Origin of the sequence: Mycoplasma sp. 1018B (assembly GCF_024582675.1) — a bacterium.
GTDB lineage: Bacteria > Bacillota_I > Bacilli_A > Mycoplasmatales > Metamycoplasmataceae > Mycoplasmopsis.
This window is the reverse complement of record NZ_CP102084.1, coordinates 128,300-143,185: the sequence shown is the minus strand read 5'-3', so window position 1 is coordinate 143,185 and position 14,886 is coordinate 128,300. Positions and strand designations below refer to the sequence as shown.

The 14,886-nt window shown below is 26.4% G+C and carries 8 protein-coding genes and 2 tRNA genes; 1 reads left to right on the top strand and 9 read right to left on the bottom strand.

From position 1 onward, the window contains the following. Window positions 1–107: 107 nt before the first annotated feature. The 7 genes from NPA14_RS00685 to NPA14_RS00655 form a co-directional block, all read right to left on the bottom strand. Window positions 108–4,625 (bottom strand): DNA-directed RNA polymerase subunit beta', encoded by a 4,518-nt coding sequence (locus NPA14_RS00685; protein ID WP_257076083.1) that lies wholly within the window; start codon window positions 4,623–4,625, stop codon window positions 108–110. Beyond that, window positions 4,618–8,238: a DNA-directed RNA polymerase subunit beta gene (locus NPA14_RS00680; RefSeq protein WP_257076081.1), complete on the bottom strand. Its 3,621-nt coding sequence runs from the start codon at window positions 8,236–8,238 to the stop codon at window positions 4,618–4,620. Before NPA14_RS00680 ends, NPA14_RS00685 begins: the two co-directional genes overlap by 8 nt. 212 nt (window positions 8,239–8,450) lie before the next feature. Further along, the gene (gene rbfA / locus NPA14_RS00675) at window positions 8,451–8,792 is read right to left on the bottom strand and encodes a 30S ribosome-binding factor RbfA (protein ID WP_257076080.1); all 342 of its coding nucleotides are present in this window, start codon (window positions 8,790–8,792) and stop codon (window positions 8,451–8,453) included. A gap of 111 nt (window positions 8,793–8,903) precedes the next feature. Further along, the gene (locus tag NPA14_RS00670; protein WP_257076078.1) at window positions 8,904–9,458 is read right to left on the bottom strand and encodes an inorganic diphosphatase; all 555 of its coding nucleotides are present in this window, start codon (window positions 9,456–9,458) and stop codon (window positions 8,904–8,906) included. A 69-nt stretch (window positions 9,459–9,527) separates the two neighbouring features. Continuing rightward, window positions 9,528–10,673 carry a hypothetical protein gene (locus NPA14_RS00665; protein ID WP_257076077.1) on the bottom strand — a complete coding sequence of 382 codons (1,146 nt, stop codon included), beginning with the start codon at window positions 10,671–10,673 and terminating at the stop codon, window positions 9,528–9,530. 154 nt (window positions 10,674–10,827) lie between these two features. Then, window positions 10,828–10,904: transfer RNA gene (locus NPA14_RS00660), tRNA-Arg, on the bottom strand. Window positions 10,905–10,965: 61 nt separating this feature from the next. Further along, window positions 10,966–11,042, bottom strand: a tRNA-Arg gene (locus NPA14_RS00655). Window positions 11,043–11,189: 147 nt separating this feature from the next. Here NPA14_RS00655 and lysS point away from each other — a divergent pair. Continuing rightward, the gene (gene lysS, locus NPA14_RS00650) at window positions 11,190–12,662 is read left to right on the top strand and encodes a lysine--tRNA ligase (RefSeq protein ID WP_257076076.1); all 1,473 of its coding nucleotides are present in this window, start codon (window positions 11,190–11,192) and stop codon (window positions 12,660–12,662) included. Window positions 12,663–12,707: 45 nt separating this feature from the next. On the opposite strand, the gene NPA14_RS00645 is transcribed toward lysS, so the two are convergent. Together NPA14_RS00645 and NPA14_RS00640 are read right to left on the bottom strand one after the other, a co-directional pair. Continuing rightward, entirely contained in the window at window positions 12,708–13,496 is a 789-nt protein-coding gene (locus tag NPA14_RS00645; RefSeq protein ID WP_257076075.1) for a hypothetical protein, read from the bottom strand. Continuing rightward, window positions 13,489–14,886, bottom strand: a complete 1,398-nt coding sequence (locus NPA14_RS00640; RefSeq protein WP_257076074.1) for a hypothetical protein — start codon at window positions 14,884–14,886, stop codon at window positions 13,489–13,491. Before NPA14_RS00640 ends, NPA14_RS00645 begins: the two co-directional genes overlap by 8 nt.

Genomic DNA, 14,886 nt, shown 5'->3' with positions numbered 1-14,886 from the left:
GAAATTATTATAAATTTAATTACTTGATAAAATTTTTATAATTATAAAAATCATACTAAACGATAAATTTTTAAAAAATACGACATTATAGCTGTCGTATTTTTAAATTATTCTCAATTTTCAAAATCTTCTTGATCTATAAAATCAGATAAATCTGTTTGCGTTTCTTCATCTTCTAGCAAAATGTTTTCATCAAATTCATCTATATTTTTATCTTTATCATTTTCTTCTAGTACAAATTCGTTTAAAATTGCACTAAGTTCTTCGTCTAAATCAGCATTGTCAGTATTATCATCTGTTTTATTTATTTCTAAACTAGGATCATATTTACCGATGAAATAACTTTTTGGATCTCTAATGTCGTATTTGCTACCTAATTCATATTGAGAATTAGTTCCAGCAGGAATTTTTCTTCCTAAAATAATATTTTCCTTTAATCCTTCTAATCTATCTTGTTTGTTTCCAATTGAAGCATTAACTAAAATTTTAGGAGTTTCTTGATATGAAGCCGCAGCTAAAAACGAATCAGAAAGCAACGGAGTTTGTTTTGCACCTTTAATTTTTACTTCACCAAAAGGAGGTTTCTTACCTTCTAATATTAATCTAGCACTTTCTCTTTGATAAGCAAAAATATCAATTAATGATCCAGCGTGGAAATTTGAATCTCCTGGTTCAGTAATAATAATTTTTGATAATAATTGTCTAATAATTATTTCAATATATTTATCACTAATAGTAATACCTTGAAGACGATAAAGTCTTTGTATTTCTTTTAATAAATAATTTTGTACTGCTCTTGTGTCAGCGACTTTAAGTAATTCATTTAAAATAATAGGTCCTTCAACAATTTTTTGACCAGGCACTACTTCTTGATTTTCTTTAACTCTTAAACGTCTATCTCTTCTAGTTTCAATAACTTCATGTTGGATATTATTTTGAGCATCAAAATATTTCAAAGTAATTCTTAAATTGTTAGCATTAGGCGCATTATTTAAAGCATTAAAGTTTTCAATTTTTTCTACTGTGGCATATTTATTAGCTATTACAGCTGGTTTACCTCATGGTGAATCATAAACGTCAATTAATTCCATTAATCTACCAAAACCACCAGTAATATCTTCAACACCAGCAACACCACCTGAGTGGAATGTACGCATAGTTAACTGTGTTCCTGGTTCACCTATAGATTGAGCTGCAACAACACCTACAGCCTCTCCTATATTAACTACTCGATTTAATGAAAGATCTTTACCATAACATTTTTTACATACACCATTACGTGTATAGCAAGAAAGTATCGAACGTATTTCAACATGTTCAATTCCAGCATTAACTATTTTTTGCGCTATTTCTGGTGTTATTAATTCATTACCATTAACTAAAATTTCATTTGTTACTGGATGTAAAATTGGTTTATTTGCAAATCTTCCTTCAATTCTTTCTTCTAAACTTTCAATTATAGTATTGGTTTTAGTATCCATTATATTACTTACTACAAAACCATAGTCAGTATAACAATCCGCTTCTTTAACAACTATACTTTGAGCAACATCAACTAAACGACGAGTAAGATATCCTGATTTAGCGGTATTTAAAGCTGTATCTGTTAATCCTTTTCTTGCCCCGTGGGTTGATGAATAAAATTCATAAGCGGTTAATCCATCTAAAAATGATGATTTAACAGGAATTTCTACAGTTGAACGAACAACACGCTCGTTTTCTGCATCTGCTTTTAAAATTTTAGTGTTATTATTCATTAATCCACGCATACCAGCTAATTGAACAAAGTTTGACGAACTACCCCGCGCGCCTGAAGTAAACATCATAAATAATGGATTATATGGTTTATCTTTAGTTAAAGATTTTAAATCTTTTTCAATTTTGTCTTTAATATCAGTTCATTTATCAATGGTTAATGAATATCTTTCATCATCAGTTATTCAACCTAAATCAAAATATTTTTTTAATTGTGTTATATATTCATCACCTGATTTGATTTTATTTTTAGTATCAGGATGAGTAAGCACATCACTTATTGCTATAGTAGTTCCAGAAATTGTTGAATATTTATAACCTAATTCTTTTAATATATCAAGAATATTTGCTACAGTATTAGTATATTTAAATCATACTTTTTCTAATAATTTAGTATATTCATTAATTGTTCAACCTAAAATTGACAATTTAGGTGAATTTTTGATCTTTTCGTTTATTAATTTAAACTCTTTATTAATGATAGTTTCAAGAATTTGAATATGTGCGCCGCTAATTTTTTGATTATTATAATCTTTTAACTCGCTTAAAGCTTCACTTAATTGATTATGAGAAATTATTTCATTTATATCATTAATTATTTTAGAAATACTTTCAATATTTACAGTAGCTGTATATTCATTGAAAATTTTTCTTACTATTTTGGCAATATCTTTTTTACCTAATGGTAAATTCAATGGTTTTTTTGCAATTTCTTCAACAAAATTAGCACCGTAATCTAATAAATAATGATTAAATTCGTCAACATTTTTTGATGTATGTAAAATTTCTTTTTCAGAAACAACTATTTCTTTACCATCAATTTCTTGAGTTTTAATATCTAAATATTTACCAAAAATAAATTCGAAAGAATTAGGCAAAGCATTATTGAAAATAAATTTTCCTACTGTAGAAATTACATATTTTTTATTTTGCGGATAATTCAAATATAACTTATTCAAAGCACTTATAGGTAAAACAACTCTTGAATGAAGATGAACTTTTTTGTTTTCGTATGCAACCATCATATCTTCAAAAGAAGCAAAATATGATCCTGAACCAATTGCGTCTTTATTTTCCATTGTTAAATAATACAAACCAAGAATTATATCTTGACCTGGATTAATAATTGGTTCACCATCTTTGGGACCTAAAATATTTTTTGAAGCTAACATTAATTCTCTAGCTTCTCTAACAGCTTCATCACTTATTGGAACGTGTACTGCCATTTGATCACCATCAAAATCAGCGTTAAATGGTGTACAAGTTAACGGATGTAATTTAATTGCTTTCCCTCTTATTAATACTGGTTCAAAAGCTTGAATTGATAAACGGTGCAATGTTGGTGCTCTATTTAATAAAACTGGTCTACCTTCAATTGCTTTTTCAACATAAGGTCAAATAATAGGGTCAAGATTTTCTACTGCTTTTTTACCTGCTTTAATTGATTTAATTGGATTATTCCCTTTAATCAATTCTTTAATAATTCAAGGTTCAAATAATTTAGCAGCCATTTCTCTAGGTATACCCACTTGATGCATTTTTAATTCTGGTCCAACAACAATTACAGAACGTCCAGAATAATCTACTCTTTTACCTAGTAAATTTTGACGAAATCTTCCTTTTTTTCCTGTTAAAGCATCAGAAATTGATTTTAAAGGGCGTCCATCTTTAGAAGAAACAGGGGTCGGAGTTTTACGAGCATTATCAATTAATGAATCAACTGCTTCTTGAATCATTCTATATTCGTTTTGTTTAATTAACATTGGCGCATCGTCTTCTTCTCATTTTTTCAAACGATTATTTCTGATAATAATACGACGATATAGTTCATTAATATCACTAGTCGAATGACGTCCACCATCTAATTGAATTAAAGGTCTTAAATCAGCTGGTAAAACAGGCAGATCATAAATTAACATATCTAAAGGATTTTGACCCGATTTAATAAATGAATTAATAACATTTAATCTTTTGTATAATTTTGATCTTTCTTGTATTTTAGTAGTTGAATTATTACTCTCATTAATTTGTACATTAATCAATTTAATTTCTTGATTAATTTTTTCTAATTCTTTTTCTAGATCTAATTTTTTAAGTAAATATTCAATTGCTTTAGACCCTGTGCCTATTTTAGCATCACTATATTCTTCGATTATTTCATTATATTCATAAAAATCAACACCATAATCTTTACCAACTTTTGAAGTTGCAAAAGATTGCAACTCTTCCAAAGTATCAGAAATAGTTTCGAATTTTTCTTCATAATCTTCATCATTAGGATCAAGTTTATTTTTTAATTCATATAAAACTTCTTGATAAACAATGGCAGCATCAGAAATATCAATAATACTATTTTGTTTTAAAGACTCTAAATTACCACTTTCTAAAACTATATGACTTTTATAATAAATTAATTTTTCTAAATCAGCCTTAGATACTGGACGATTAGAATTAGCTACTTTTAAACCTAATAATTTAGCAATAATTGAGTGATCAATTTTGAAAAATCAAAAATGCACTACTGGATTTTCAAGATGAATATGTCCCATTCTGCTACGACGAGAAATTTTAGGTAAAATTACAGGATTGTATTTTTCACACATTGGTGTTTTATTACATACAGTATTTTCATCGCTCTTTTTATATTTTGTACCACAAATAGGACATTTATAATCAGTTGTTGGACCAAATATTAATTCATCAAATAAACCTTCTCTTTCAGGTTTATAACTTTTATAATTAATTGTTTCTGGTTTGGTAACTTCTCCATGAGATCAATTACGAACATCTTCTTGAGTTGCTAAAGATAAGGTGATTTTTTCAATAACATTCTTTTTAATTTGAGATTTTTTATCGAATAAATTATTCATCTATATCTCCTTCAATATTTATATTATCTTTATAAAAATCAAATTCATCTGATTTGTCTTCTTCATAAGTTAAATCAAATTTCATTTTCAACCCTTTTAATTCATAACTTAAAACATTAAATGATTCAGGTATTCCTGATTTAGGTAAAGGTTTGTTAGCAGCTAAAGCAGCATAAAGTTTATTTCTACCATTTATATCATCTGATTTATAAGTTAGTATTTCTTGCAACACATTAGTAGCGCCATAAGATTCAAGAGCTCAAGTTTCCATTTCACCAAATCTTTGGCCACCATTTTGACTTTTACCACCTAATGGTTGTTGTGTAATTAAAGAATACGGTCCAACAGATCTAGCATGCATTTTATCATCAACCATATGATTTAGTTTAAGCATATACATAACACCTACAGAAACAGGATTATCAAATTTTTCACCTGTAATAGGATCAATTAAATATTGTTTACCTGATTCTGGTAATTTTGCTTCTTTAATAACATTGTAAATTTCTTCTTTTTTTATACCATCAAAAGTAGGTGTGACAAATTTACAATCTAAACTTTTAGCTGCCATTCCTAAATGAATTTCTAAAATTTGACCTATGTTCATCCGTGATGGAACACCTTGAGGATTTAACATTACATCAACTGGAGTACCGTCTTCTAAATATGGCATATCTTCTTCAGGTAAAATGATTGAAACAACACCTTTATTTCCGTGACGCCCTGACATTTTATCGCCGACTCTTATTTTACGTTTTACAGCTACTGAAACTTTAACTATTTTATCTACTCCATCTTCAAATTGAGCATTACTATCTCTATTTAATACTTCAACAGCTATAACAGTTCCACCATGTCCATTTTTAACTTTTAATGATGTATCTTTAACATTTGTTAATCTTTGACCTAAAACTGCTGAAAGTAGTTTTTCTTCTTGAGAAGGGTTATCATCACCTTTTGGAGAAACTCTACCAACTAAAACATCTCCTGGAACAACTTCTGAACCTAATTTAACTATTCCATTTTCATCTAAATGTCTTATTGATGCCTTAGAAACATTAGGTATATCAATAGTTAATTCATCATCGCCGATTCTGCTTGTTCTAAATTGAATAGTATGTTCTTCAATATGAATTGAAGTTAATACATCATCTTTAACTAATCTTTCATTAAGTATGATAGCATCTTCATAGTTATAACCTTTAAAAGTTGTAAATGCAACAACTAAATTTTTACCTAAAGCTAATTCACCATTTTTAAAACTTGAACCATCAACTAATAAATCTCCTTTTGATACAGTTTGACCAATTTTTACAATTGGTCTTTGATGAACAACTGTATCTTGGTTTGAACGTTGGAAAATTTTTAAAGAATAAGTATCAATATTACCTTTTGTATTTCTGATTTTAATTTTGCTTCCATCAACATATTCAACAACACCGTCATTTTTTGCAATTATATTAGCTGAAGAATATTTAGCAATTGCTGCTTCAAGACCAGTTGCAACATAAGGAGCTTCTGTTTGTAATAAAGGTACAGCTTGACGTTGCATATTTGAACCCATTAAAGCTCTATTTGCATCGTCATTTTCTAAAAATGGAATACATCCAGCGGCTACAGAAACCATTTGATTAGAAGCAACTTCTATATAATCAATTTGCATTGGATTACCTATTACATATGTGTAATTATGACGCATAGTAATTTGTTCATCAATAATTTTATTGTTTTCATCAACTTTAACTGTTGATTGTGCAATATAAAAATTAATTTCATCAATAGCAGTTAAATATTCTACTTGATCATATAAAACTATTCCATTTTCCACTTTATAATATGGAGTTTGTAAAAATCCATACTCATTAACTTTTGCATAAGTAGCAAAATTTAAAATCAATCCTATATTTGGACCTTCAGGCGTTTCAATAGGACAAATTCTTCCATAATGAGTAGCATGAACGTCACGCACCTCAAATTGTGCGGTATCACGATTAAGACCACCAGGACCTAAAGATGTTATTCTTCTTTCATTAGAAATTTCAGCAAGTGGATTAATTTGATCCATAAATTGTGAAAGTTTTGATGAATTAAAGAAAGTTTTCATTTGATTTGAAACCAATTTATTGTTAGTAACATTTTTAGGAGTAACTTTTTCTGGTTCTTTAGCTCCCATTCTTTCACGCGTTGTTTTTTCTAATCTTGTTAAAACAACATTTAATTGATTTTGAACTAATTCACCAACAGCTACAATTCTTTTATTAGTTAATGAATCAGGATCATCATCATTTCCTATACCATTTAAAAGATTAAAATAATAATTTATAGCTGCAATAATATCAGAAATAATTAAGTGAGTTTCTGTAGATTTTGGATCATTACCAATAACTAAAACTGCTTCTTTACCTCTGTCTAATCATTTACGATTAGGATAAACTAATAAAGAAATCATTTTGGTCATTTTCTTTAAATTTTTTACAGGATTATTACCAGTAACTAATTTACCATAAACAATTTCAGTTTTAATACCTGGTATATCTTTAGTTGCTAAAAAACCATTATCAAAGTTTTTTTGAATTAATAAAGCTAATTTATGATTAATTTCAGTTCCTGGTTCTAATTCCAATATTTGATCTTGATCATTTTTAATAACAAGAGATTGAGCTAAAATAGTATCTGAAATTCTATCAACTAAATTAAGTTTTTTATTTAACATATAACGTCCTGTTTGACTTAAACTATAACGTTTTTTATTAAACAAAATTCCTGGAATTAAATTAGTGACAGATTCTTCAGTAACTCTATCTCCGCGTCTTATAATTGAGAAAAGTTCTTCTTGACAATTTTTAATTTTTGTTTCTAAAGTTTCACCATTATCTGCTAATCTTCTATCACGTTTGATCGTTTCATTCAATTCTGCAGAATTACCAAAAAGATTTATCATATCTTCATTAGATAAACCTAAAGCCATTAAAAATGTTGAAAGTAAAACATTTTTATTTTTATCTATTTTAATTTTAACTGTATCAATATTTTTGGTTGTGACTTTATGAGAAATTTCTAATCATGAACCTATTCTTGGAATAACTTCTAATTTATTAAAAAGATCGTCAGATTGTTTATTACGAACGCCTCTACCAAAATAAGCTCCTGGCGATCTAATAAGTTGACTAACTATAACTTTTTCATTTCCATTTATAATAAAACTGCCACCAGAAGTCATTAGTGGAATTTCTCCAAGAAATACAGTATCAGTTTGTTCAACACCTGTTTCTGTTACTGTTACTTTAAATTTTGCATACAATTTTGCAGCATAATTAATACCTTTTACTCTAGCATCAGCAACAGCATCATATTCTTTGCCTGTTGGCATTTCTAAATAAGCTGAAGAATGAATATATTCAAGAGTTAATTTACCATTAGATGCAATAATTGGATAATGTTCACGTAATGATTCTTCTATTCCAACCTTTTTAAATCATTCGAATGATTCTTTGCTCGTTGCTAAAAAATCAGGAATATTTAAAGTTTGTTTTGTTGTTGAATAATCACGTCTTTCAGTAATTGGTCCAAATTTACGTATCTTATATGATTGCTTTGTTGTATTAAGACTCATTTTTACCCCTTAGAAACAAAATAAAAGTTAATTAATAACTTATTTTAATTTTTATTATGTTATAATAAAATACCACGTGTAAAAATGTTACCACAAAAAAGATTTTTCGTAAATAAATAAAATTGTTTTTTATAAACAAAATAAAAACAGCTGAAGTGCTGTTTTTTAAAATTTTTTTATGATTAAAAATTAATAAAAAAATAGAATTAAATTTATTTTTCTTTTTCAATATCTCTTAAAATTTGATCTATTTTCATGCCAGAACTTATTAATTCATCTAATTCAAAATGAATTTCAGGTACTTTTCTTCAATTTAATGTGTGAGCTAAATTTGTTCTAATAAATCCTTTAGCTCTTTCTAAAGCTTCTAAACCTTTTTTACTTTTAGTACCAAAAGTAACATAAACTTTTAAATGTGATAAATCATTTGATAATTTGCAATCAATTACAGTTGGTTCGACAAGATCTTCATTATTAATTTCATAAGTAATTATTTTTGCTAGAGCTTGTTTAATTTGTTCTTCTTTTCTTAAAAGTGTAATATTATTTTTCATCTTACTCCTTTTATTTTGTTATATTATAATTTTATTATTTTTTACAATTATTAGTTTGAATTAAAAACAAATAATAAAAAAATGTTGTTTTAACAACATTCTTTTATTAAATTATTGATATTTTTCAGGATGCAACTGCATCATTTTTGCAACAAATTCTTTTTTAGGTAATTGACCATATTTGTTCATTAAATCAATACATTCTGTTAATTCGTTCAAGGCTCAATCTACATTTTCAAAACCTTCTACTTTGGTCAAATTTTTACCTTTTCAATTTTTATAATTATTAAAGAAAGTTTCAATTTGCATTAAAAAAGGTTCAGGTAAATCTTTTAATGTTTGAATGTGATCTAAACGATAATCATCAGCATGTACAGCAATTAATTTAGTGTCAGTTTCGCCTGAATCAATCATTTTCATCGCCCCAATAATTCTTGCATTAAGCATTACTCCTGGAATAAAACTTTCAGAACTATATAATAATACATCTAATTCATCACCATCTCAATCCAAGGCGTTAGGAATAAAACCATAATTAGCAGGATATTTAAAATCATTTCTTAATATTCTATCAACATGCATTTGTTTATCTTTACGATTATATTCATATTTAATTTGTGAATCTTTAGTAATTTCTATTTTTATTTCTACAATATTATTTTTCATAGTTTAATTATAAAATATTCACTATAAACAATAAATAAAAACTAGCATTAAAGAGCTAGTTTTATTAAATTAATTTGAACTTTCTGTTGTAGCGGTTGTTGTTGTTTCGAATTGACTTAAATCAAATTCAACATAGTAATCTTTATCATCAGCTTTTGAATTTGATACATGATGCGTACCTGTTTTAAATCTTAAATAAAGTTTATTATCGATAATTGCTCCATTTAAAAATGAACTTAATCTAGTTTGATTTCTATTATTAACAAAAGTTGGAACAATAGCATTAGCTAATTGTTTGTTGTTTTGTAATACGGTAGCATTATCTTTGAATTTTAGAATCGAATCTTTTTTACCAGTGCTAAAACTTGTATTACCTGTAAATAAAATAATTTCTTTAGTTGTATAAGTGTAAGCAAAAGTATAAGGGGTTCTATCTAGTTTTTTAGATTTTTTAATTTCATTTACAGCTTTTTCTAATAAAGCTTTAATAGAACCACCATCTTGTGCTTCTTTAGTTTCTGTTACTTCTAATTGATCTGTTACATTTTCACCAATAGTTAAAAAATCTTTAGTGAAAATAGCATCAAAATAAGCATCAAATAAAGATGTTTTTTCTTGTCTAATAGCATCAACTGTTGTTTTTTCTGCTGTTGTTAATAAAGTTGCTTTTTCAATTGCTTGTGTTATTTTAGTTTTAGTTTCTGAATCATTGGTTCCAAAAGCAGCTTGAATTTCTTTTGCTTTTTCTAAGCTAGTTTTTAATTCTTCAATTAAACTTTGTGCATTTTCTAAATCGCTTTTAACTTTATTATATGCTTGTGCTAAAGCAGTAATTTGTGCATTTAATGATTGAACTGTAGCATCGTTTTTAGTTAATTCTGCTTTTGCTGTTGTTTCTGCATCTGTTAAGGTTTTTTTGTGATCATCTAATGAAAATTTGTCTAACAAAATAATATTAGATGCTGTAGTTGTTAGTGAATTTTGTAAATTAGTTTTTGCCTTTTCTAATTCACTTTCAGAAGTTGACGGTGTAATATCCGGTGAAGGAGCTGGATTTTCTTCTGTTGGAGGAGTAGTTGGATTTTCTTCTGCTGGTGGGGCAACAGATTTGTCGTCGATTTTATTTGTGTCATTATTGCAAGCTACTGCAAAAATTATTGGTGAAAAAGATGCTGTTGCAAGTGCTAAAGATAATAACAATTTATGTTTTTTCATATACTTCATTTCCTTATAAATAATTTTTTCATTAATAAAATATTTTTATTTTATAAATAAATTTTATTATTTAATAATTAGTTAAATAAAAATTGAAATAAAAATATGAAAAAAAATTGCAAAAAAATTATTTTTTGCAATTTTAGTTTAAAAATGGCGTCCACAAGAGGAGTTGAACCTCTCACCCCAAGCTTAGGAGGCTTGTGCTCTAACCAGCTGAGCTATATGGACACACACATATTATTTATATTTTAAAATAAATTTAAAATAAAATTTTAAAAAAATAAAAAAATGGCGATCACGAGAGGATTCGAACCTCTGACAACAAGCTTAGAAGGCTTGTGCTCTATCCTGCTGAGCTACGCGACCACGATTTATATTATTATTTTAACACTTTAAATAAAAAAAATAAAACTTTTTAAAAAAATAATTAAAAAAAACAACATTAAATATAGTATTAATTTAAATTATATATAATTATCTATAACTTATTAATTATTAAAAAAGGAGTAATTTATGCCAAAATATACCGAACAAGAACAAGTACGTAGAAATAAATTAATCGATTATGAAAAAGAAAACATTATAGCTTTTAAAAAAGCTTATAATCTTGGTGAAATAAGTTATAGTAATGAATTAAACGAACAATTTGAAAATTTAACTAAAGAAGAATTAGAAAATAATAATATCAGCAAAAATATTGCTGGAAGATTAATGACAAAGAGAGGACCTTTTTTAGTTATTCAAGATTACAAAGGTCAAATTCAAGCATATTTTAATAAAAAAGAATTAACACAATATGAAACATTAGTCGATAGATTGGATATTGGTGATATTATCTGAATAAATGGTTTAATAATGAAAACTCATACTAATGCAGTATGTATAAGAATACAAAAAATTAAATTATTAACCAAGGCACTTAAACCTTTACCAGAAAAATATCATGGATTAGTAGACACAGAAGAAAGATACCGTCGTCGTTATGTTGATTTAATAATGAACAAAGAATCTAGAGAAAGATTCATTACCAGAACCAAAGTTGTTCAATGAATAAGAGATTATTTTAATGACTTAGATTATATAGAAGCTGAAACTCCTTTTTTACACGATTATTTATCAGGAGCAGCCGCTAGACCATTTAAAACTCATCATAATTCATTAAATCAAGAATTTGTTTTAAGAATCGCAACAGAAATACCACTTAAAAAATTAGTTGTTGGTGGCTTTGATAGAGTGTATGAAATGGGTAGAATTTTTAGAAACGAAGGATATGATACAACACATAATCCTGAATTTACAACAATTGAATTTTACGAAGCCTATTCAAATGTTGAAGGAATGATGAATCGTACTGAAGCGCTTTTTAAATTATTATGCAAAAAATTAGGTAAAAGTATATTTATTAATAATGGTGTAGAAATTGATCTATCTAAACCTTTTAAAAGATTAAATCTTATTGATGCGGTTAACGAAGCTACAGGAGTAGATTTTAGAAACATAGATTTAAAAACTGCTCAAGAAATAGCTAAAAAACACCATGTAAAAATAGAAAAATTCTTTACAATCGGTCATATTATTAATGCTCTATATGAAGAATTAATTGAACATACTTTAATTCAACCAACTTTTGTTTATGGTCATCCAATTGAAATTTCACCTTTAGCTTCTAAAGCAGAAGATCCAAGATATACTGAAAGAGCAGAATTATTTATAAATACTAAAGAATATGCTAATATGTATACTGAATTAAGTGATCCAATTGATCAACTTGAAAGATTTGAAGCTCAATTAGAAGAAAAAAATAATGGTAATGATGAAGCAAGCGATATTGATTACGATTTTGTCGATGCTTTAGAATATGGTATGCCTCCAGCTGGTGGATGTGGTATTGGTATTGATCGTTTAATTATGCTTTTAACTGAAACTTCATCAATTAGAGATGTTTTATTATTTCCTACTCTTAGAAGAATTAAAGAAGAAAGATAAAATAAAAAAACAAGATTATTAAATCTTGTTTTTTTATTATTTAATTTAAATAGCTAATTTTGGATTTGTTTGTCCTAGTTTAAAAATATATGCTGTATAGCCAGAAGCTATTAAAGCAATAGCTAATAAGAAATATGATAAAAATCTTCCTTGAGCTAAATCTTCTGGTTTTTTCTCTAAATTATTAACAAGTTCTCTTACTTGAACAAATGTTAAATTAGTGGTTTTGGCAACAGAAATTACTAAGGAAATCATAAGTATAATTACTATTGCACCAATTGAAGCTAAAATAGCATATTTAATATTAACTTTAATTAGTTCAATTAATTTTCATACTAAAATTATATAAACAATAAAGAAAACTAATAAAAACACTATATATAAAGCAAAAGCAATAATTGCTTTTGAACCAGCTGCATTATTATTTAATAATGCTTGCACTTCTTCTGTATTATTTACTAATAAATTAAAGAAAGAAGTTAATCATTTAGCATAATAATAACCTACAGTAGCTAAATTAGAAGCTCTAACTGCACTTGTAGCAGATATTTCATCATATAAATCATATTTATAACCGGCATCAATTAAAATTCAAGAAACAATTATAAATGCAATTAAAATAATTAAAGCAATAATAGGTAATAATAAATTAGTTTTAATTAAATCTCTAGCAACAAAAACTTTTTTATTAAAAATGTGTTTTTTATTAACAACAATTGCTTGACTTGAAGGATGGATTAATCTTTTATTTTCAAAATTGATTTTTTTACTATTAGGAATATCGTTTCAAAAAGAAATATTTTTTAATTCTTCTGGTAAATTATTTTTATCCATTATTTACTCCTTTATCAGCATTAGAAGTTTTTTCCAATCAAGAGAGAATTTTTATTATTTCCTTTGCAGATAAGGTGTTAAATTCAGCTGGAGTTTCATTATGTTTATTACTTCATTTAATTTTAAAATTACCTTCATTAATAAATTTAACATAATCTGCATCAGTTGCGTTTAATTCAATTGTTTCTTTAGCATTTTGGTTTGTAGTTTTTTCTACTAAAATAGTTGGTTTGAATGTTCAATTACTATTGAAAATATCTTTTTTAACATATGGCGTTATAAAATTATCTTTATCATTAGATTCTTGATAAGCATTATAAATTTGTTCTATGTTATAAAGCTTATATTCATTAGCTACTTTATCAAATAATTCAATGTAATATACTAATTCATTTCTATTTTTACTATAAGCAGTTAAAACTTGTACATTATCATATAGATTTTTGTAATCTTTAAGAGCATAATACATAATAATAGCTAATAAACGAGCTATATCTTGCGGTTGAGTTCCAGTATTAGTTATTCAATTTCTTATTTCGTTTCTTATGTTAGATAAAGAAACTTGTTCAACAGGAGTAAGTTCATTTGCTCTTTGTTGTAAATTATATAAATTTGAATATTCTTCACGATACTTTGGATTATTTAAAAATGCTAAGGGATTTTTAACAAATTCTTCATAAAGTGGAGAATCTTTATCTATAGGTTTTAATAAAGTAGTTGAATCGGTATTTCTGCCTAAAAATTCACTATTTAATTTATCAGCTATAAAAACAGGAGATTGAGCTAATCTCATTCCATGTGTTTGATTATTATTAATTTTTAAGCCATGAGATAAAGCATATTTGAATAAATTATTCACTTTTTCATCTAAAGTATTGCCTTGATTAAAAGCATCTAAATATTTAAGATAAAAATATTGGTAAATTTGATCTTGTGTTTTATAAATTAAATTAAGTGACTTAACATTAATGTTATTATCTTTTTCATCAAATAAATATTTATATCTTGTTAAAAAAGTGTAATTAAATGGAGTATTTTTAAAATAGTAATTAAATACTTCTAAAGCTTCATCAACGCTATTTAATTCAGCTATTTTTTGTCTATTGGCATCTCAATAATTACTATTTAATCTTAAATTTCATAAATATTCTGTACTTGTTACATAAATAGAATTATTTTTGATAATATCAGATATTAATTTTTGAGTATTTGTGGCATTAGGATTATTTATAGCATAATCTTCTATTTTTTTGATTTCAAAGTTTTTGGCATAATCAATTAATTCTCTAGTATTAGAATCAACAGTCAATAAACATGAAGAAGCAATTAGAGGGGAAACAAGTGAAGCAACAGTGCCTAAAGATAAAGCATATTTAGTAATTTTTTTCAT